A 20,005-nucleotide genomic window follows, 5' to 3' on the forward strand; every position below is an offset into this window, starting at 1 on the left:
CTAGCGCAGCTTGGGCGGCTGATCCGGGTCGGACCCCGGCGCGATCTGCTCGTATTTGCGGGGGGCTTCGGGTTCTGGCAGGTCAAAGCGCAAGGCCACCCCCGCCAATTGCGCCGCCAGCGGGTCGCTGTCCGCGAGGAACGTCACGTCCAAAGCGCCCGCGTCGAGGCCAGAGAACACCAAGGCTTCGTTGACCGCCTTGGCCAGCGCGCCTTCGGCCCCCGGCACCGCGCCGGTGATGCCAAGCAGATGCCCGCGCGCGCCGCCCTCATAGGTGACTTCGGCGAGGTAGGCCTTGCGCGCCAAGCCCGCAGCCAATGCGAGTTTGCTGTCCAAGGCGGTGATCAGCACCTCAGGCACACGCGGCGCGCCAAAGGTTTCGGGGCGCGCCTCGGCCTGCTCAGGCGCTTGGCCCAAAGTCTCGACCAGCCAACCCATCGCCTCGGGCGGCAGCAATTGCGCCGAGGGGGCGACCTCGATGTTCAGCGCCAGACCGATGCCCTGCGCCGCCAGCATCCCCGCCAAGGCCCGCCCCGACAGAGCCACATAAGGCACGGGACGCCCGGCAAAGGCGGCCAGACGCTCTTCGAGATCGAAGGCAAGGACAAACGACGCATCCTCGACCTCGAACACCTCGGGCGAGATGTTCTGGCCATCGGCCTCTTCGGTCAGCATCAGGAACAGCTCGGCGCTGGCCAGCCGGTCGTAAAACCGCAGACGCGCGGTGTCGTCCTGCGGGGCGTCGTCCATCGCCGCAAAGGCGGTATCCAGCGGGGTTTGCGTCATGTCAGTACCTCGGCGACACGGGCGCGCAGGACAGGCAAGAGCGCCTCCTCGAACCACGGATTGCGTTTGAGCCAAGCCGTATTGCGCCAAGACGGATGCGGCAAGGGGATCAGGCGCGGAAAATGCGTGCGCCAGCCGGCAACCGTGTCCGTGACGCCGGTTTTCACGCCCAAATGCCACTTTTGCGCGTAGCCGCCGATCATCAGCGTCAAAGCGATGTTGGGAAAAGCGGCCAAAGCCTGCGCCCGCCACGTGCGCGCACAAATCGGCGGCGGCGGCAGGTCCGCGCCTTTGCGATAGCCGGGAAAGCAAAAGGCCATGGGCACAATCGCCACCTTATCCGCGTCGTAAAAGGCCACCTCGTCCAGCCCCAGCCAGTCGCGCAACCGATCCCCCGAGGGGTCAAGGAACGGCGTGCTGGACTGATGCGCGCGCATCCCCGGCGCCTGAGAGGCGATCAACAGCCGCGCGGACGGGGTGCCCTGAAGGATCGGATTGGGCCGGTGACGCGTTTCCGTTGCGGCAAAGCGATCGGCGCACAGGCGGCAGGCCTTGATCTGGGATACGATCTCCATGCCGCCTAGATTGGTTAACTGCCGTTAACATGCAAGGCATCTCGGCGCTCACTGTTTCGTCACCTCACGCCCTGTCGCGCTCGCGTTGTTTTTGTTTCCAGAACGGGCCATAATATAGACAAAATCTGCACCTAGATAGGATATGCCCCCAGAAACCGGGGGCAGTGGGCAGAACCGGGGCGAACCCAGATGTTGGAATTTGACATGGTCAGCAAGTCCTTTTGGACGGGCACGCAGCGCAAGATCATCCTTGATCGTGCGTCCTTTCGTGTCGACCTTGGCGAAAGTCTGGGCATCCTCGCCCCCAACGGCACCGGCAAGACCACGATGATCCGCATGATGGCGGGCCTTGAGAAACCCGACGAGGGCGAGATTCGCCGCGGGTGTCGGATTTCCTTTCCGCTGGGGTTCATGGGCGGTGTGGTGTCGAAAATCTCTGCCCGCGAAAACGCGCGTTTCATCGCGCGCATGTACGGGCTGGACCCCGATTATGTCGAAAGCTTTTGCCGATGGCTGTGTGGGCTGGAGGAATACTTTGACCAACCCCTTGGCACCTATTCGTCGGGGATGAAGTCGCGGTTTACCTTCTCGCTGATGCTGGCCTTGGATTTCGACATGTATCTGATCGACGAGGGGATGCCCAACTCGACCGATGTTGAATTCAACAAACGCGCGGGCGATATCCTTGCCGAACGCCTGCGCACCACGACGATCATCATCGTCTCGCACCAGCCTAAGATTTTAGAAAAGTTTGCGCGCAAAGCTGCTGTCCTGATGGATGGCCGTTTGCACATGTTTGACTCCTTGGAAGAAGCGAAACAGCTGTATGACTACGAAACCCAAGGCTAAAAAGTTCCGTATCCGCCGTAGCCCCGAGGCAGAAGAGCAGGCCAGCCTGTCGCCCCGGACCGATGCCGCGCGCGCCGAACAGGCCGCCGCTGCCTCCGCGCAGCGCCCCGCCCGCGTGACCCCAAAGCCGGGGGCAACGCCGCCGACGCCGCCCAAACGCCCCGAAGGCGTAGCCGCCCCTAGGACCGAAGGCGCAGCCGCTCCAAGGACCGAAGGCGCAGCGCCCCCGCGTCCCGCGCCGCAACCGCAGGCCCAGCCTCAGCAACCGCAGGCCCGCACCGGAGAGGTCTCCTCTGCCGCGCAGGTCGCGGGCGAAACCGACATGGACGCCATCCGCCAAGAGGGGCTGACCGGCCGCCAGCTGCGCATGGCCCGCCGCGTTGCGCAAAAACATGGCCTCGCGCCGACCTCTGACTTTGACGCCGTGCGCCTGTTGCGCGCCCGTGGGATCGACCCGTTCCAGCGCACCAACATGCTCGAACTCGTCACCCCCGAGGAAAAGCAAGCCGCCCCCGGCGCGGCCCCGGAACCCAAGGTCCAGCTGCCGCAGACCGTCGAGGTCAAGAAACAGACCCTGCCCTCGACCGAAACCGCCTCTCCGGCGGATCGCCGCGCCGCCGAGATCATGAAGATCCAGGCCGAGCTGACCGCGCGCCGCCGCAAAAAGATGCTGCTGCTGATGACGCGGCTGGCGTTCTTTGTGCTGCTGCCGACGATCGTTGCGGGCTTTTACTATTTCGCCATGGCGACGCCGATGTACTCGACCAAGTCCGAGTTCCTGATCCTCAAGGCCGAGACAGGCGGCGCGGCGGGCATGGGCTCGCTGTTTTCCGGCACCCAGTTCGCCACGAACCAGGACGCCATCGCGGTGCAGTCTTACCTGACCTCCAAGGATGCGATGCTGCGGCTTGACCGCGACGTCGGCTTCAAGGCGCATTACCGCCAGGAGTGGATCGACCCGATCCAGCGCCTGTCGCCCGACGCGTCCAACGAAGAGGCCTACAAGACCTACAAGCGCAACATCGAAATCGGCTATGACCCCACCGAGGGCGTCATCAAGATGGAAATCATGGCCGCCGACCCCGAAACCGCCGCCGTCTTTAGCCGCGCGCTGATTGGCTACGCCGAAGAGCGGGTCGACAACCTGTCCTCGCGCAAGCGCAGCAACGCCGTGGCCGATGCCGAAGAGGATCTGGCCAAGGCCACCGCCGACCGCTACGCCGCCCAGGAAAAGCTGGTGCGGATGCAGCAAGAGGGCAATATCCTTGACCCCGAAGGCCGCATTGCCGCCCTGCGCGCGCAGATCAACACCTATGAATTGCAGCTTCAGGAAAAGCGGTTGCAGTTGCAGGCGCTGCTCGACAACTCGCGCCCCAACCAGGCCAAGGTCGACGGCACCCAAGGTGACATCCGCCGCCTCGAAGCGCTGCTGGCCACGCTGAACGGCGACATGACCCAAGCCACCGAAGGCGGCGAGTCGCTGGCCGAAAAGGCGGTGCAGATCAAGCTGGCCGAGGCCGACCTGGCCACCCGCGACCTGATGCTGCAAACCGCGCTGGAGCGTCTGGAGCAGGCCCGCCGCGACGCCGACAGCCAGGCGCGCTATCTGACCACTTCGGTAGAGCCGGTCGCCTCGCAGGATGCCTCTTACCCGCGCAGCTTCGAGAACACGATCCTCGCGTTCCTGATCTTTGGCGGCATCTACCTGATGATCTCGCTGACGGCGTCGATCCTGCGCGAACAGGTCGCCACCTAAAGGCGCTGCCATCGCCCCAATCGCCCCGGCCCCGCGCCGGGGCTTTTGCGTTTTTGGGGCCTGCTGCTGGCGCGCGGACAAAATGATTTAACCAACTGCATATTTATGACGTTTTGGCTCTTGCATCCCCCCTACGCCCTTTGCTAAACGCGCCCTTGGAGAGGTGGCCGAGTGGTCGAAGGCGCACGCCTGGAAAGTGTGTAGGCGGGGAACCGTCTCGAGGGTTCGAATCCCTTCCTCTCCGCCATTACCCCACGCTAAGTATATGAAATAACTTAGAACTTTGTGCGCTGGGCATATACGTTCCCCCACTCATCCCCCCACCTGCGCCGTGTAGGCACTGAAATCCCCATTTCATGAATGCGAAATTCCGGCAATCCTCGCCGGTCCCGCTCGCGGATCGCACCAAGATTCGAGATACCCCCGTCCAACACCTTAACGTCTCTGCAATCTCGTCAGGAACCGGATCGTCTCTGCATCCATCGCGGCCTCTGCATCTTCGACAATCCTTGCCAGCCGCTCGAAGGTCTTGGCGTGCATCCCCTTGGGTCTGTCGCCCCATTCGCCGGTATCCCAGCCAAGCCGCACTCTTGCCGCCTCTGCCCGCCTTAGCGCCCGTGAATGCCGGTCTTCATTTTGCGAAGAATAGGCCAGCCCATGACACGACCGGCACGCATAGACCGCGCCGCCGTATAGCTTGGCAACCCTGCGACCACACCCCCGAGCCGGACAGAGAAACCAGAGGCGTTCCCCGCCAAGATGGCAAGGCGTACGGTCCAAATGGACAAGGTAATCCATGTCTTGCCAATCCTCGCCCCATGCCCGCGTCCTATAGAACAGCCTCAAGGCATTGTGGCGGGCCTCCATCTTGATTGACGAAATCGTTTCGCCTGCCCGTGACCATTGCCAGCCCATGACCAAGCCCGGATAGGCAAACGCCCCCGCGCGCCTCAATCTCCGGACGTCCAAACCCCTGAAATCTTCGACAGTCGCCCGCCCGCCAAAGCCATATCGCCCGCTACCCAAGCCGCCCATGCGCGCCTCCTTTTTCGCGAAATCATTTGGGAAATTGCGCCTTCAATCGGTCTTTCCAGAGAACCAGATCGCCAAGGCAACATCTCCGAGGACGCCAGCGACGAAACAGAACCAGACCGGGAATAGCCCGGTCAGCAAAAGCAATGTGACCATGTCGCCTCCGTAGGGGGTGTGTGAAACTTGCGGGACTGCGCACGGGAAACCCGGCCAGAAGGTGCGTGCGAAATATCACCTCCGAAAAACCGGGGTGTCCCCCTCACCCCATGGTTAGATGTAGATATGTCAGGAAAACTGTGACGGCGGATTTCACCCATCAGCGCCTCCCGTCACAATTTTCAGGACGGGCCGGACGTCCTCGGGTTCTTCCATGTCACCGCTATTGTTACGGCGGGTCACAGTTTCGGTGTCAGGCTTTTTCTTTGGCGACCAAGACGCGAACCCTTTGGTCGCGGGTTTGCCGTCTGGCGTCGGCAATTCTTCAAGCGCCCACTTCGCCGCCTGCCCGATCCCGGACGGGCCAAGATGCGGCCCTACCGTCATGCGGATAAACCCGTGTTCTTCGAGCGCCGCGAAGTATCCGCCAACCGTGTTGAAATGGACGTTCAACGCCTTGGCCGCATCTCGGTGGCTCAGGTAGATTTCGCCGTTGTTCGATCCGGTGAACCGCCGCTTCAATTCGATGTAGAGCGCGCGCGGGCCGGGTTTCAGATCGCGCCATGCTGCCGTGGCCTGCATGTATTCGGTAAGCTGGACGAAACGCCCAGCCCCCTTTTTTCCGCGCTTGTATGGCTTGCGCTTACTCATTGGCGCGCCCGCCGATCAGAGACAACCACAGCCGCACGGCAACCCGGACGTCGCTAGCCCCTCCGAGGGAGAACCACGCCGCATCAACGGCGGTGCGAGTCAAGACGTGGAACCGTTTGTCGCGGTGTTCGATCCGAAACCGCTCAGTCATCCCCCGCCCCCCGATAAACAAGGGGCGCGTAGAGGCGCGCTTGGGCTTCGGTCATGCCGTAGAGGCGGCGAAGGCGGGCTATCTGAAGGCGCATCATGCGGCGTCCTCCGACAATGCCCGCGCCGATGGCGGGAACCGCAGCTTGGATCGGTCACAGTCCGGCGACAGTCGGTAATAGGCGACGTTTTCCGGCCCCCGGTATTCGGTCAGGATCGGCCACCCGTAGGACGATTTCAGGCGATGAACGATAGCCCCAAGACGCCAGCCGCGTACCTCGCGGATTTCGGTCTTGTGCGAGATGGTACGGCCTTCGAGCAAGGCTTTGCAGCACCAGAACACTTGCGTCGGGCTGGAATAGAACTTTTCATGCTGAGACATTGTCATGTCCTCGTGTCTTGCCACAGAGGACGGGCGGGGATATGTGTTGTTTGCGAATAAGACCCCTGACCCCGTCCCGTGTGGCGGGGTTTTCTTTATTCGGCGGTGCGGGATTCAAGCCATTTGGCGATGGCGCTTTCGGGCCACGCAACGGCTTTGGCGGTCAGCTTGACCGGGCGGGGAAAGTCCCCCCGCGCCATCAAGTCATAGATCGCACTACGGCTCAGTCCTGTGATTTCTTGGACGGCGGGACGGCGAAGATGTTTCTCCGCCAGCAGACGCTGCATCGTTTCTGCCATGTCGGTTCCTTTCGGTAGAACAAGTGACATGACGGATATTGTGCAGTTACCAACAGCCTCTCTAGTGCCGACAAATACCCATTAAAAGGCACCTTTCTCGTTGGCACAAAACTCAATGTAGTCGGCAAAGTTCTCGTAATCCTGGCAGCGATTCATATGCAGCAAGCTGAGTTCGTCAGGTGCCGGAAATATTATCCCACTCGATAACTGACTTGGCATATCTGAGTACCCGGAAATAACGTTGGAAGCCTCTTTCAGACTTGCCATCCAATACCCCTTTGGAAGGTATTTTCCTTCATCGACCTCGCTTCCCAGCGCTGTCAATGTTTCGGCGCGGTACGTAAACCAAGGTAGCCATCCGCCTCGATCTTTGGCGAAATAAGCCTTCCTGATTGTCTCTTCACTAGCTTGAGAAAAACTGCCTCTCAAAGAGACCGACGCATGTTGGATGGCCTCTGGCAAGGTCTTACCTAAGTCTGGCAATTCTTTCCCGTCGTAAAGGCGTTTAAGCCCTACCGGCAGCTGCAAAAACGAGAATAAACAGGCGCCAAGTATTTGGTAGTACCTAACCCGCGTAACGGCGTCATAGCGAACATATCGCCTGTAGTCGTCCTTTAGCCTAGCGTTCTCTGACCCACCCCGGCCTTTCCCGGAAGCTATCACCTTTTCGCCGCGCACGACTTTGATGATTATATCTTGCAACGCTTCTTTAGCCCAAATCGGCAACACGATTTGCTCTTCGTCGCAAATGGAAAGCGTCTGATGAAGGGCTAGGAAATCTTCAGCTTCCCACTCATCGCCCATATCAAACAGTTCTTGGACCACGCTTTCGGACAGACCATCTTGGGAAGTTTGATCGTGAAAATACTCCACATCCGAACGCCTGAAGGGCTTGCACTTCAAATCACCAGCAAAAGCTATCCAGATTTTTTCGTCGTCTTTTGCATCGACTCTGTCAGTCAAGGTACTCGCTCCATGAACGCATTAATTGCCGCCGCCGTTCAAACAGGTCCGACCGCGCATAAGCCGCTTCCGCCTGATTCCGTATCGTATGCGCCAAAGCCGCCTCTGCAACCTCTCGCGGCGCGTCGGTCTGTTCTTGCGCCCACATGCGGAAGGACGTTCTGAACCCGTGAACATCCACGTCAAAGCCCAACTCACGGGTCAGCTTCGATAGGGTCATGTCCGACAGCGGACGCCCGCGCTTGGCTCCCGGAAACACCAGATCGGACCCGTCCGACAGATCGCGCGCCGCGCTCAGGATTGCAACCGCGCGTGGGGATAGTGGCACGCGGTGTTCGCGCTTCGCCTTCATCCGGCTTGCGGGAACCGTCCAGATCGCTGCGTCCATATCCATTTCAGACCATGTCGCACCACGCACCTCGCCAGACCGTGCGGCGGTCAAAATCAGGAACTCCATCGCCAACTTAGTGAGCGCGCCAGCCTTCGATGCCTTCACCGTTTCGATGAACCCGGACACTTCCGGATAGGGCAATGCCTTGCGATGTGCTTTGGTGCGTTCATGCTTGGGAAGGGCCTGCGAAATCGCTTCTGCCGGGTTATCCTGTCGCCAACCCTTTGCTACGGCCCATTTCATGACCATGCCGATCCTCTGCCGGACGCGGCGCGCGGTTTCCGGCTTTGTGGTCCAGATCGGTGTCAGGACGCGCAAAACGTCATTTGTATTCACGTCCCCAACCTTGACCGCACCGATCTTGGGGAAGGCGTAGGTTTGGAGTGTGTTGATAAATTGCGAGGCGTGCTTGGCGTTGCGCCATGTCGGCAGGTGCATCTCATAGACCTTGCGCGCCGCTTCCTCAAACGTCAGGACGGCCAAAGCCTCTTGCCGCTTTTGGATCGGATCGCCACCCGCCCGCGCGACCTTGCGGTTCTGTAGCGCCGCCTCGCGGGCCTCTGCCAATGTCACCAGCGATGCGGACCCAAGCCCCATCTCTCGCCGCTTGCCGCGTATGACGATACGCTGAACCCAGGATCGGGAACCGTTGGGCTTTACCAAGAGATACAGCCCGTTCCCGTCGAAATACTTGCCCGGTTCGGTGGCGTTCTTGACCCGTTGGGCGGTCAGGGCCTTTTCAGGCTTGCGAGGCGTGACGTTGCGGACCATCTGTCCCCCCATTTATCCCCCCATAATTGACAGGAATAGGCTGGACTATAGCGGAACAGACTGGACGTGAATAGGCTTTATGTGTTTGATTCGATGCGCCTTAACGGAATGCTCTGGACGTCTAGGGTATGGCGGAATACGGACTTCCTCTCCGCCATTACCCCCCCTGAAAAACCCCGCACCAAACGTCGCTATATGACCAGCTGCGTCGGTCATTGTCGTTTCGGCTGCGCGCCATACAGGCACCAACGCGCGACGTGACCTGCGGCGCGCACATGCGGCCTTCCGCCGTTTAAAACGCAAAAGGCCCAGCCAAATGGCCGGGCCTTTCGTTTGTCTTTGCCAAGGTCAGATGATGTTCACGTCGAACTCATGCAGCATTTGCTGGAACATCGCCTCGGTGATCTCCACGTCTTCGACCCGGAACAGCGTGATCTCGCCATCGACCACATCCCCGCTGAGCGGCAAGTCGTGGTCAGCCAGCGCGCCGCCGATGGCGTTCAGCACCGCGTCCTGCATCTGCTCGAACGGGATCTCCAGCAGCGCCTCGTCGGTGTAGGACGACGCGTCGCCCGGCGTGAAGCTGCCGTTGCCGACCAGCGCAAAGTCGAACTCGAACTCATCCGCCAGCGGGTCCGTCGTACCGACCTGGAACGCCCCCTTGAGCGTCATGTCAAACAGCGACACGATCGGCAGCAGGTTCACGCCCAGGCGGTACTCGTAATCCGCCGTCCCCGAGAAATCATAGGCCGCCTGCCCCACAAGGGTCTGCCCCGCCGCATCCTCGGGCGCGAAAAAGCCCACGGCGGTGCCCATGCCCGTCTCGACGCTATAGTTGTCAAAGCTGTAGGTCGCCGAGATCGCATTGGGATCAAAGGACATGATCTGCGTCAGCTCCATCGACGCCTCGACCGCCGCCTGGAATGGGGTCACCCCCAGCGAGACCACAAACTCGGCCCCTTCGGCGAGCGCCATGGCGCCATCGTGGAACGCTTCCATTGCCGGATCGAACAGGCCGCTAAAGTCGGTGGTCAGCAGCGTGTTCACCGTCTCGTTCAGGTCGGCGATCAGACCGTTCAGCGACTGGATCGCGTCGATCCCACCCTCCAGCGCCGAGCGCACCGCGTGCAGACCCGAGATGGCGGGATTAAGCACACCGGCCAAGGGCTTGTAAGAGTAGCTCTTGCCAAAGGGCAGCCACACCGTGACCCCAAAGTTGGCCGCCTGATCCAGAATGCCCAGCCCCCAGTTGATCTGGTCGATGATCGGCTGCGACACCAGATTGTAGCCATTGGCGGACAGGTTCACGAGGCCGGACAGCGCGCCGCTGACCGCATCGTTCACCGTTTGCAACACGCCAAGCGGCACGTCGATCATCGGCTCCAGCGCATCAAAGGCCGCCGAGACACCGTTTTCGGCGGTGGTCAGCGCCGCATCGAGGCTGTCCAGCGTGTCCTGCTGGTCGATCTGCGCGATGGGCGTGTAGACGCTTTCGCCCGGCACCAGACCGTCGAGCGCCCCGCCAAACAGGTTCACCGCGTCGAACAGGCTGTTGGCCATCTCGGTCACCAGCGCGGCGGGCTGCAAGGTCATCTCGGCGGTGACCCCTTCGGCGGCGGTGGCTTGCAGTTCGGCCTGATACAGGATCATGCCTTTGGCCGCTTCGAGCATCGGGATGTACTGCGGCGAGGTTACCGCCAGCGCCGGTTTTGCCAGGTCGATGAGGGAGATCATCAGGGCGCTGCTGAGCTTGGCAAAGTCGAGCTGCACGTCGAGCAGCTCGGTCGTCTGCTGGATCTCGATCCGCTGCGTGCCATCCGCGTTCAGCGTCAGGCTGTTGCCGCTGCCGTCCGAGAAATCAGCGATCTCCTCGACGTTGCCCACCGGCACATCCAGCGTCACGTCCATGCCATCGACCGGCGACAGACCGGCGCTTTGGATGACCGTGCGCAGCATGTTGACCTTGGCCTCGACGTCGAGGATTTCCGCCAACGTGTCCACGTGCTCGCGGTAGGCATAGACGTCGTTGCCGTCCGCGTCTTGCAGAATGAAATACCCCTCCCCGGCCGCGTCAAAGGCGTCGTATTCGTTGAATTTGGCATTCATCGCAAGGTCATAGACATCGCGCACCGATACCGCAGCGCCCAGCAGGTTGGCCGTCTTGGACACATCCGCGCCTTGGGCCGACAGGTCTTGGATCATCGTCAGGATGGTCGACAGAATCTCCTGCGGATCGCCGCCTTCGGTGAACAGGTCCAGCAGCGGCTGGAAGTCGAAATCCGAGGTGAACAGCCCCTCGATGATGATGCCCACGTCGATGCTGAGTAGCGTGTTGCCAGCTCGCGCGCCGCCTCCAGCGTCTCTTCGAGCGTGAACTCGTGGTCCAGGGTCAGCGTGGCCGAGGCCATGTCGCCCAGCTTGAACGGGCCGTAATCGCGGGTGCGGATGTCATAGCCAATGTCGCGCACCGCCGTCGCCGGCGTGCCCAGCCCCGCCTGCACGCTGAACGCCCCGACACCCACGGTTTCCAGCGCCGCCGTGGGCGTGTCGCTGACCAGCATGTCGGATTTCACAAGGAACAGATCGCCCGCGGCCACCTGATCGGGCAGCGCGAAGTCAAAGGACACCGGTTGGAAAATCGACGTCCGCCCCAGAGAGCCAAGGTCAATGTCCCAGCCGAACTCCATATCCAGACCCACGTCCAGATCGAAAAGCCCGGTCGCCGCAAAGGGATAGGGGCTGAAGAAACTCTGGATCGCCTGCCCCAGATCGACCACGCTTTCATAGCCTTCGACCGCGCCGCCGATCAGATCGGTGAACAGCGCATCCAGCAGGCCATCCTTGTCGTCCGCGCCTTCCATGTTCTCAAGCGCCATGCTGAATGCGCCGCGATCGCTGTTGATGCTGATCTGCTTTTGAATGTCGATCAGGGTGAAATCGAGCAGCGCGTTCAGATCGAACCCGTGGTTTTCCTCTAGCCGAGAGATCAGCTCTGTCAGCACGTCGACGCTTTGGGTCTGGTTAAAGGCGTGCAACAGCGTTTGCGTCGTCAGCGCGGCCCAGTCGCCGTCGCTCACGTTGCCCACAAAGCGCGTGGTGCCTTCGACCACCGGAGCCGTGTCGCGGCCCGTCACCTCGACCGACAGGGTGGCCTGACCGACCGCGCCGTGGGTATCCACGATCTGGTAGCTGAGCGTGGTGTCCGCCGTCTCGCCAAAGTCGAGCATGTCGAAATCGCGGCCCGCATCAAAGCTGTAAGACCCGTCCGCAAACAGGGTAAAGACCCCGCCGTTCGAGCCCGCAACCTGCATCCCGTCGGTGATCTCATGCAGCGCGATTTGCGTGTCGGGATCGTCGATGTCGGTGGCCCCGGCCAGCAGCGCGCCCGCCTCGGCGGTGACCGTATCGCGAGCGATCACGGTATTGCTGCCGGTCCCGGTGGGTGCGTCGTTGACGCCGGTGATGGTCACCTGCGCGGTGGCCTCGCTGGTGGCGCCATGCTCATCCGCGATGGTGTAGCTCAGCGTTTCCACACGGGTTTCACCCGCTTGCAAGGCCTCGGCGGTGCCGTTCACATCGACCGTCAGCTGCCCGTCCAGCCCAAGGCTGACCAACGCGCCAGAGGCCAGCGTCAGGGCAAAGGCGTCGCCCACGCGGGTGCCCCCCGCAAGCCCCGTGACCTGCAAACGCGCACCGGTGTCCACGTCGCTGTCATTGGCGAGGAGATTGCCGCTGAGGATCGAGTCTTCGTCCACGTTCAGCGCATCGTCCAGCGCGACGGGCGCGTCGTTGGTGCCGGTCACCTCGACCGACACTTGCGCCGTGGCCGTGTCCCCCGAGGCGGTTGCGACGGTGTAGGTCAGCGTCTCGATGCGGCTTTCGCCCAGCGCCAGCGCGTCCAGCCCCGGCCCAGAGGTATCGACCTCGACCGCGCCGTTCGCCAGCTGCACCGCCAGCCCCCGTCCGCCGTCACGCCGCTCAGCGCAAAGTCGCGGTTCTGCGGGTCGCTGTCGTTGGCCAGCAAATCGGCGGCGTCGATCACCAGCGTCTCGCCCTCGGCCACCGCGCTTGCGGCGACATCGTCGGCGGTCATCGGCCCGTTGTTCACACCGTCCAGCGACCACGTGTAATCGTCAAAGGCCAGCTTTTCGACGTTGCGCAGGCTGTAGACCGCGCCATTCGGCCCGGTGACGGTGGCGCGATTGTCATTGCCAGAGATCACGTAGTCGCGCACCGACCCGGCCAGAACAAGCGTATCGGTGCCGTTTCGGCCATCAAACGCCGTCCCGTCTTGACCCAAAGGCAGCGTGTCATCGCCCGCCCCACCCACAAAGGCCGCGTCGCGCAGCTCTTGGAACTGGCCCGCGTCAAAGCTGCCGTTGAACAGCAGCGTGCCGCCCTGCCCGTCCAGCACCTCGACGCCGTCAAAGCTGGCCCCGGTCACATCGGTGCGCCCCCCGGGCCGGCCCAGCTGAACCGTGTCCAGCCCGTCGCCGCCGATGATCTGCGTGCCCGCCATGGTCTGACCGCCAAGGACAAAGACGTCGTCCCCGCCCTGACCGTCCAGCACATCCGCACCGCCCAGGCCGCTCGCGTTGGCGATGCTCTCGACGCCGGACATGTCCAGCAGGCCGCTGGCATCCGTGGTCAGCTTGGCCCCGCCCGCGTCCAACAGCTCGATGTTGCGCAGGCTCGCGCCCCTGACATCCGCCGAGGCCCGCACCACGTCATAGCCCGCGCCGCCGTCGATCACGTCGCCCGCGGCCTCGCCCCGACCCAGCACAAAGGTATCGTCGCCGTCGCCGCCAATCAGGGTATCGGCCCCCCGGCCACCGTCAAAAACGTCGTCACCGGCGTGGCCGATCAGCACTTCGTCGCCGCCAGAGCCAAAGATCCGCGAGGCGTTGATCACCGCGCCGACCGAAGACAGATCGAGGCTGCCATCGCGGTCCACGTGGATCGTGCCGCCTTTGACGTCCAGCGTTTCGATGCCGATGAACTGCGCGTCGGTCAGGTCGACCTCTGCGCGGCGCCCGTCCACGACCACGCTGTCATCGCCCAAGCCGCCGTCAAAGGTGACCGCGCGGCCATCCCTGGACGCATCCTTGAGGGTGAACACGTCATCCCCGTCAGACCCCAATAGGGTAGAGGGCTCGATCTGCCAGACCGGACGGTTGCCGAAGAAACTGGGGAAGTTGCTGCCCTCGACCGTGACGGTCACGGTTTCCTGCTGCGGCGTGCCGGTCCCATCGGTGACGGTCACGACAAAGCTGACCTCGGCGGTCTGGCCCCGCCGCAGCGCGTCGAAATCGCCGTTCGGGTCAAAGGACAGGCGGCCATCGTCCAGCAAGCTCACCAAGCCCCGCGCGGGTTGCTCGACCGACAGGACGCTGATCGCCTCGCCATCGACCTCGGTGTCGTTGGCACGCACGTCGATGGTGACGGCGCGGTCTTCGCGCGTGGTGGCGGTGTCATCCGCCGGGCGCACGTCGTCGGGGGCGGGCGCAACGGTGACCGTCAGCTGCCCCGTGGCCTGCGCGCCGTGTTCATCCGCGACGACATAGTCGACCTGCGCCGCACCAAAGAAGTCCGCCGCCGGGGTAAAGGCCAGCAGCCCATCCACCACCGCAACCGTGCCCGCCGTGCTCTGCCCGCCGACCAGAGACAGCACCGCGCCATCGTCCACATCGGTGTCGTTGGCCAAAACGTCGATCAGCACCGCGCCACTGTCCTCGGTGGTCTGGGCGCTGTCGGCCAGCGCAACGGGGGCGTCGTTCGTCCCCTCGACCGTCACGGTAAAGGCGTGCAGCTGCGGCGTGCCATCCGGCCCGTCCACGGTAAACCGCACCACCTGAGAGACGCTATCGCCCACGGCCAGATGCTCGTTCTCCGTGCCATCGGCAAAGGCCACCTGCCCGTCGCGGTCCACCAGCAGCTGGCCGCCCAGCACGTCAAGATACTGACCGATGTTCAGCACCGCGCCACCCACCGTGGCCAGCGTGCCGTCGATCCCGTCCATGATCCCCAAGGGCGACACAGCCAGCGCGCCGCTTTCGTCAAAGCGCACATGGGCCACGGGCGTGGGCTCTGCCCCGCCGACCGCGATCTGGAACTCTTGGGTGATCTCGGTGAACTGGTCCTTGGTGATCTCGACGTCGTTCACCTTGAACAGGCGCAGCTCGTTCCAATCCAGATCGGTGGTCTGCCCGGTGTCCTCGGCCAGCGACCCAAGGCTGGTGCGCAGCTGATCGGCGATCACCTCCATGACGTTCTCGAACAGGCCCAGGGGCAGCTCGACCAGCGCATCATCGAACAGATCGCGCGGATCAAGGTTCGCAATATCGTCCAGCGTAAAGTCCGTGGTGGTCTTGAGCGCGCCATAGTCAAAGGCCACGTCAAAGCTGTTGTCGTCGCCGATGGTCACCTTGCCTTCGACGTCATAGCCCAGCATCGACAGCATCGGGGCGATGTCCAGCTTGATGCGGTATTCGTAATCCACATCCCCCGAGAAGCTATAGCTGGCCTGCCCGTCCAGCAGATCGCCCGGCTCGCCGCTGGCAAAGAACTCTGCCGGGTCGCCGATCTTTTGCTCCGAGGTAAAGCCATCCACGGAATAGCTGACCTCGACTTCATCAGGGTCAAAGCGCGCGATCTGCACCAGGTCGATGCCCGCATCCAGCACCATCTCGAAGAAGTCGAAATCGGTGGTGTATTCCAGCTCGACGCCCTTGGCGATGTCCTTGACGAACTGGCCAAAGCCCTCCAGCGTGTCGCCCAGTTGCGACGCCAGACCGGCGGCGGCAGAGGCCAGCGACACCATCGCCTGATCCAGCTGCGCCGCGCCGTTGGCCCCCGCGTTCACAAGGCTTGCGGCGGCGTTCAGCACGTTGATCACCGGCGACAGGCCCACGTGCAGGTACTGGTCGATCTTGCCGGCCCAACCCGCCAAAGTGCCAAGCGCGCTGCCCAGATACAGCGACGCCGCCTGCCCAAGGCCCGCAGCCGCCGCCTGCGCGATGTCATTGTCCGCCATGCCGGTCAGGATGTCGCCCGCCACCGTGGTCAGCGCGACCAACTGGTCCTGAATGCCCGCGACCATCGTGTCGATGGCCCCGTCCAGATCGCTTTCCATCTGCTCCGGCGTCAGCAGGTCCAGCGTCGCAATCCGCACCGACGGATCAAGCGACGGCAGCACCGACAGAACCGAATTCACAAGGCGCGCGGTGGCGTTCAGCCCTTCGACAAAGGGGTTGATCGCGGCGGCGACCATCTCCGTCGGCTGAGCCTGCATGTTCAGCGTATAGCCGGACTCGGCGGCGTACATCGCATCCACCTGCGCCTCCAGCGCGGCCCGCGCGGCGATCTGCGCGCCGATCACCACCGGGATCAGGTAGGGCTGCGACTTGGCCGCCTCGACCCCCGCTTCGGCGGCGATGTCGATGGCGATCTTCATCAACTCGGGCGCCATCGCCTCAAAGTCGACGGACATGCCCGCAAGGCGCGTGGTCTGCACCACTTCGATCTGCTGCTCGCCTTCCTGAGGCCCGCTGACGCCGGTGCCAAAGCCTTCGACGGTTTCGATGTTGCCAATCGGCATGGCCCCGGAAATCTTGAAGCCGGTGATCGGCTCGAAGCCCTCTTCGAGCAACGCGGTGATGTCCTCCATCGCGCCGCTGATCTCGTTGTTCTCATAGGCGATCCGGATTTGGCTGGCGGACAGGCGCACCTCGGCCCCGTCCCCGTTCGTGGCAAGGAAATAGCCCTCGCCCGTCACCTCATCCCAGCCGTCGAATTCGTTGAACGGCACCCGGTCGACCAGCTCTAGCAGCTGCGACGGTTTAAGCTCGACGCCAGAGCCGACCACCAGACGCTTGCCCGCGTTTGCGATCACCAGCTGGATGCCATCCATGATATAGGTGCCCAGCGCCTTGGCCGTATCGGTGCCCGGCTCGTTGATCAGGGCCGTCACCAGCCGGAAGAATTCGGGCAGATCCTGCGCATAGACCGCGTCGATGATGTCCTTCATGCTGAGCGAGAAATCGAGGCTCATGGCGCCTTCGATCGCCTCGGCGCCCAGCATTTCCACCAGGTTGAATTCGCGGTTCAGCATGACGCTGCCTTCGAGCAGGCCATCGGCGTTCAACCCAAGGAAATCGCCGGTGCCAAAGGTCAGGCCAACGTCGGAAATCACCGCCGACGTCATGCCAAAGCCCGCGTCCACCTGAATATCCCGCAGACCCACGGTCTGCACCGCGACGGTGGGGTCATAGCTGACCATGTCCTCGGTCGAGATCACAAAGGCTTGCCCCGGCGCGATGGCCTCGTCCGGCAGCATCAGGCCGAAATCGACCGGCTGAAAGATCGCCGTCTTGCCAAGGCTCGGCAGGTCGATGTCCCAGCCAAGGTTGGCCGAAATCCCAAAGGCCACGTCAAAGGTCGGGCCAAAGTAAAACGGCTGGATCGGCAGCGCAAAGCCAAGGTTGACCACATCGGTCACCGCCTCGGCGGCAGGGCTGAGGATCGCACCCAGATCGCCGATCAGCGCGTCGCTGCCGGGGTTCAGATCCTCAAAGGTCACGGACACGCCATTCTCGGGGACAAAGCTGGCCTGCATCAGCATGTCCACGTCCAGCACCTGGAAATCGAGCAGGCTGTCGAGGTCAAAGTCGGTGCTGTCGTCCAGCCGCTTGAACATCTCGCTGAGGACATCGACGCCTTGGGTCTGGTCAAAGCTGCCCGACACGGTGGTCCGCGTCATCTCTGGCACGTCCAGCGCGGGCACCGCCGTTTCGATCGACGGCGCAAGGTCAGAGGCCCGGACCACAACCGAGGCGCTGCCTTCGGTGGTGCGGCCCCGCCCGGTGCCAATGGTAAAGCTCAGGTCGGTGACGGTGGTTTCGAACCCGCTGAGCGCGTCGAAATCGCGGCCCGGCTGGAACAGGAAACTGCCATCGGCTTCGATCAGGAACTGGCCGCCCTGGCTGCCATCCACCAAGAACGCCGTGCGGGTGACCACTTCGCCATCGACGATGTCCTGAACGGTGGTGGCCGCGCCCCCTTGACCGCGGTAATCTCGGACCCGCGCTGGATGTCGCGGGCGGTCAGCAACCCGCCCTCGGACCCGATGACAAAGCCGCGGCGGGCGTAATCGGCGTAGTCGTTCGGCCCCGGCACAGGCGCGTCGGCCCCGGTAACGGTCAGCGTCAGGGTCTCGGTGGCGCTGGCGCCGTGCTCGTCGGTGACTGTGTAGGACAGCGCGTCCACCGCCGTTTCCCCCGCCGCCAGACTGTCAAAACCGCCGCGCGGATCGTAGGTTACTTGCGCGTCGCGGGTCACGCTGACGGTTGCGCCATGGGCGGTGGTCGCCACAAAGGCCCCACGCAGCCACGTCCCGCCCTCAATGCCGGTCACGCTCAGCACCGCGCCTGCGTCCACGTCGCTGTCGTTGGCCAAAAGTTCCGCAAGGACCGCCGTGTCCGACGTCGTCTGCGCCGCATCGGCCGCCGCCACGGGGGCGTCGTTGATGCCCGTCACGGTGACGGTGACAGGCGCGGTGACGCTTGCCCCGCCGCTGGTGACGGTCGCGGTGACGGTGACGTCGGCGCTCTGCCCCTCGGCCAACCCGTCCAGCGCCGCGCCCGCCTGCAAGGTCAGCGTCTCGCCGGACAGCGCGGCGTCGATGCCGTTCTCAGAGGCCACGGCGCCAAGGCTGACTGCCGCGCCATCGGGGTCAAAGCTGTCCCCCAGCAGCGCCGCCGCGTCGATCTGCGCCGGGGTGCCTGCGGTCACGGCCAGCTGCGCCAGCCCCGCGTAGGGCGCGTTGTCTTGGCCATCAAGGCGCATCTCGTAGTCGTCAAAGACCAAGCGATCGACGTTGCTGACCTCATCGGTGACGCCGCGCGCATCGATGATCTGCGCCGCGCCCACGCCAGTCCACACCACGGTATAGTCCGCATACCCGTCAAAGCGCAGCTGCATGTCCGAGCCCGCGCCATCGCTGTCGGTGAACTGGTACGTCCCAAGGTACAGCGTCACGGTTTCGCCCGCGCGCAGGGCGAACTGCCCATCGCTGACCGCGCCGCTGATCAGGCTGGGCGCGTCGTTGACCGGCGTGATGTCCAGCGTCACCATCCCCGCCGACACGCCGCCCTGCGGATCGGTCGCGGTAAAGCTGAACGTGTCGGCCCCAACGGCGTCGGCCAAAGGCGTGTAGGTAAAGGCGCCGCTGTCCGGGTCGATCTCGACCGTGCACTTGGCGGGCGCGCCCTGCAGCGCGAAATGCAGCGCGTCGCCGTCCACATCGGTGGCGAGAAGCTGGCCGCTAAAGGGCGTGTCCTCGTCCAGCAAGGCGCTGCCTTCGCTGGCCTCGGGCGCGTCGTTCTGGGCGGTGATCTGCACCGCCACCGGCAGGCTGGCCAACTCGGTCGCCCCGTCGGTCAGGACAAGGTCAAACCCCACGGCCAAGTCCGCCCCCTGCGGCAGCGCGGCCAAGGCGGCCTTGTCGACGGTGACCGCCCACTCCAGCGTGTAGCCTTGGACGAACAGCGACACCGCGCCCTCGAACGCCGCTGCGTCCAGACCATAGTCGTTGGCCGCCACGGTCAGGGTCAGCGCCTCGATCGCCTGCCCAACGCTCAGCGCCGCATCCAGCGTCACGCTGCCAAAGGCCACCGCCTGCGGGTCGCGCGCATCGGGCGAGCTGACGTCATCGACGCGCAGCACCACCGGCGTCACCGCGTCCGGCGCGGTTTCGTTGAGGATCCGCAGTTGGACAGGCGCATCCGCGTCCAAGGTGCTGCGGTCCAGATCGGTCAAGTTGATCGTCGCCGACCACGCATCCGCCGCGCCCGCCGTGTCCCGCGCAAACGCGCCCTCGCCCAGCACCTGCCCGCCCGACAGCAGCTCGACCCGGACAACCACCGGGGAAAGCCCGTCAACCGCGTCCTCGGTCTGTTCCACGAACCGCCGGTCGATCTGCACCAGATCCGCGCCCGCGAGCAGGCCAAAGTCGGTCACCAGCGCGTCGCCGCTGGCCAAATCGACCGCCGCCCGCGCGCAGATCGCTGCCTGCGGTGCCTTCGATCCGCCAAAACCTCAGCCCATGGGCAAAACTCCGTTCCGCGGCAAGAGATCCTCTGCCAGCGACAGGGAAAACGTGGGAAGGGCGGTGAGGAAAGCAGTGGCTATGGTGTGTCTCGATCAATTTAAAGCAGCTGACAAAACGCCAACCACCGGTAAAGGTTGTGC

General features: G+C 63.4%; 15 protein-coding genes and 1 tRNA gene. 3 read left to right on the top strand and 13 right to left on the bottom strand.

Annotated features, from left to right (window positions below):
- Together B9A11_RS03375 and B9A11_RS03380 are read right to left on the bottom strand one after the other, a co-directional pair.
- Positions 1 to 786 carry an SseB family protein gene (locus B9A11_RS03375; protein ID WP_058245773.1) on the bottom strand — a complete coding sequence of 262 codons (786 nt, stop codon included), beginning with the start codon at positions 784 to 786 and terminating at the stop codon, positions 1 to 3.
- Positions 783 to 1,361 carry a uracil-DNA glycosylase family protein gene (locus B9A11_RS03380; protein WP_058245772.1) on the bottom strand — a complete coding sequence of 193 codons (579 nt, stop codon included), beginning with the start codon at positions 1,359 to 1,361 and terminating at the stop codon, positions 783 to 785. The genes B9A11_RS03375 and B9A11_RS03380 overlap by 4 nt, the downstream gene beginning before the upstream one ends.
- Before the next feature lie 189 nt (positions 1,362 to 1,550).
- Between B9A11_RS03380 and B9A11_RS03385 the strand changes: the two genes are divergently transcribed.
- The 3 genes from B9A11_RS03385 to B9A11_RS03395 all read left to right on the top strand — a co-directional run bounded on the left by B9A11_RS03385 (position 1,551) and on the right by B9A11_RS03395 (position 4,213).
- Positions 1,551 to 2,210, top strand: coding sequence for an ABC transporter ATP-binding protein (locus B9A11_RS03385; RefSeq protein ID WP_058245771.1), 660 nt, complete (start codon positions 1,551 to 1,553; stop codon positions 2,208 to 2,210).
- The gene (locus B9A11_RS03390) at positions 2,188 to 3,966 is read left to right on the top strand and encodes a KpsE/RkpR family capsule polysaccharide export protein (RefSeq protein ID WP_058245770.1); all 1,779 of its coding nucleotides are present in this window, start codon (positions 2,188 to 2,190) and stop codon (positions 3,964 to 3,966) included. Before B9A11_RS03385 ends, B9A11_RS03390 begins: the two co-directional genes overlap by 23 nt.
- A 157-nt stretch (positions 3,967 to 4,123) precedes the next feature.
- Positions 4,124 to 4,213: transfer RNA gene (locus tag B9A11_RS03395), tRNA-Ser, on the top strand.
- 188 nt (positions 4,214 to 4,401) lie between these two features.
- Here the strand turns inward: B9A11_RS03395 and B9A11_RS21335 are convergent.
- The 11 genes from B9A11_RS21335 to B9A11_RS03445 form a co-directional block, all read right to left on the bottom strand.
- Positions 4,402 to 4,554 (bottom strand): hypothetical protein, encoded by a 153-nt coding sequence (locus B9A11_RS21335; RefSeq protein ID WP_159452467.1) that lies wholly within the window; start codon positions 4,552 to 4,554, stop codon positions 4,402 to 4,404.
- A 753-nt stretch (positions 4,555 to 5,307) separates the two neighbouring features.
- Complete coding sequence (locus B9A11_RS03405) at positions 5,308 to 5,805, bottom strand: hypothetical protein (protein WP_058245768.1); 498 nt, start codon at positions 5,803 to 5,805, stop codon at positions 5,308 to 5,310.
- A complete protein-coding gene (locus B9A11_RS21340) occupies positions 5,798 to 5,956 on the bottom strand; it encodes a hypothetical protein (RefSeq protein WP_159452468.1) in 159 nt (52 codons plus the stop codon). The genes B9A11_RS03405 and B9A11_RS21340 overlap by 8 nt, the downstream gene beginning before the upstream one ends.
- Before the next feature lie 93 nt (positions 5,957 to 6,049).
- Positions 6,050 to 6,334, bottom strand: a complete 285-nt coding sequence (locus B9A11_RS03410) for a hypothetical protein (RefSeq protein ID WP_058246396.1) — start codon at positions 6,332 to 6,334, stop codon at positions 6,050 to 6,052.
- Between the two features lie 95 nt (positions 6,335 to 6,429).
- Positions 6,430 to 6,609, bottom strand: coding sequence for a helix-turn-helix transcriptional regulator (locus tag B9A11_RS03415; protein WP_058246395.1), 180 nt, complete (start codon positions 6,607 to 6,609; stop codon positions 6,430 to 6,432).
- 105 nt (positions 6,610 to 6,714) lie between these two features.
- The gene (locus tag B9A11_RS03420) at positions 6,715 to 7,596 is read right to left on the bottom strand and encodes a hypothetical protein (RefSeq protein WP_143595781.1); all 882 of its coding nucleotides are present in this window, start codon (positions 7,594 to 7,596) and stop codon (positions 6,715 to 6,717) included.
- Positions 7,589 to 8,758: a tyrosine-type recombinase/integrase gene (locus B9A11_RS03425; protein ID WP_234988717.1), complete on the bottom strand. Its 1,170-nt coding sequence runs from the start codon at positions 8,756 to 8,758 to the stop codon at positions 7,589 to 7,591. Before B9A11_RS03425 ends, B9A11_RS03420 begins: the two co-directional genes overlap by 8 nt.
- 348 nt (positions 8,759 to 9,106) lie before the next feature.
- Positions 9,107 to 11,071 carry a hypothetical protein gene (locus B9A11_RS03430; protein ID WP_058245765.1) on the bottom strand — a complete coding sequence of 655 codons (1,965 nt, stop codon included), beginning with the start codon at positions 11,069 to 11,071 and terminating at the stop codon, positions 9,107 to 9,109.
- Positions 10,963 to 12,708: an Ig-like domain-containing protein gene (locus B9A11_RS03435; protein WP_058245764.1), complete on the bottom strand. Its 1,746-nt coding sequence runs from the start codon at positions 12,706 to 12,708 to the stop codon at positions 10,963 to 10,965. The genes B9A11_RS03430 and B9A11_RS03435 overlap by 109 nt, the downstream gene beginning before the upstream one ends.
- Complete coding sequence (locus B9A11_RS03440) at positions 12,618 to 17,774, bottom strand: Ig-like domain-containing protein (protein WP_058245763.1); 5,157 nt, start codon at positions 17,772 to 17,774, stop codon at positions 12,618 to 12,620. Before B9A11_RS03440 ends, B9A11_RS03435 begins: the two co-directional genes overlap by 91 nt.
- On the bottom strand, positions 17,720 to 19,795 hold the full coding sequence (locus B9A11_RS03445; RefSeq protein WP_058245762.1) for an Ig-like domain-containing protein: 2,076 nt from the start codon (positions 19,793 to 19,795) through the stop codon (positions 17,720 to 17,722). Before B9A11_RS03445 ends, B9A11_RS03440 begins: the two co-directional genes overlap by 55 nt.
- Between the last annotated feature and the right edge of the window lie 210 nt (positions 19,796 to 20,005).

Source organism: Tropicibacter naphthalenivorans, assembly GCF_900176475.1.
Taxonomy (GTDB): Bacteria; Pseudomonadota; Alphaproteobacteria; order Rhodobacterales; family Rhodobacteraceae; genus Tropicibacter; species Tropicibacter naphthalenivorans.

Coding starts and splice junctions, on each gene's coding strand:
- B9A11_RS03375 (WP_058245773.1), bottom strand. CDS start 786: ATGACGCAAACCCCGCTGGATACCGCCTTTGCGGCGATGGACGACGCC.
- B9A11_RS03380 (WP_058245772.1), bottom strand. CDS start 1,361: ATGGAGATCGTATCCCAGATCAAGGCCTGCCGCCTGTGCGCCGATCGC.
- B9A11_RS03385 (WP_058245771.1), top strand. CDS start 1,551: ATGTTGGAATTTGACATGGTCAGCAAGTCCTTTTGGACGGGCACGCAG.
- B9A11_RS03390 (WP_058245770.1), top strand. CDS start 2,188: ATGACTACGAAACCCAAGGCTAAAAAGTTCCGTATCCGCCGTAGCCCC.
- B9A11_RS03405 (WP_058245768.1), bottom strand. CDS start 5,805: ATGAGTAAGCGCAAGCCATACAAGCGCGGAAAAAAGGGGGCTGGGCGT.
- B9A11_RS21340 (WP_159452468.1), bottom strand. CDS start 5,956: ATGACTGAGCGGTTTCGGATCGAACACCGCGACAAACGGTTCCACGTC.
- B9A11_RS03410 (WP_058246396.1), bottom strand. CDS start 6,334: ATGTCTCAGCATGAAAAGTTCTATTCCAGCCCGACGCAAGTGTTCTGG.
- B9A11_RS03425 (WP_234988717.1), bottom strand. CDS start 8,758: ATGGTCCGCAACGTCACGCCTCGCAAGCCTGAAAAGGCCCTGACCGCC.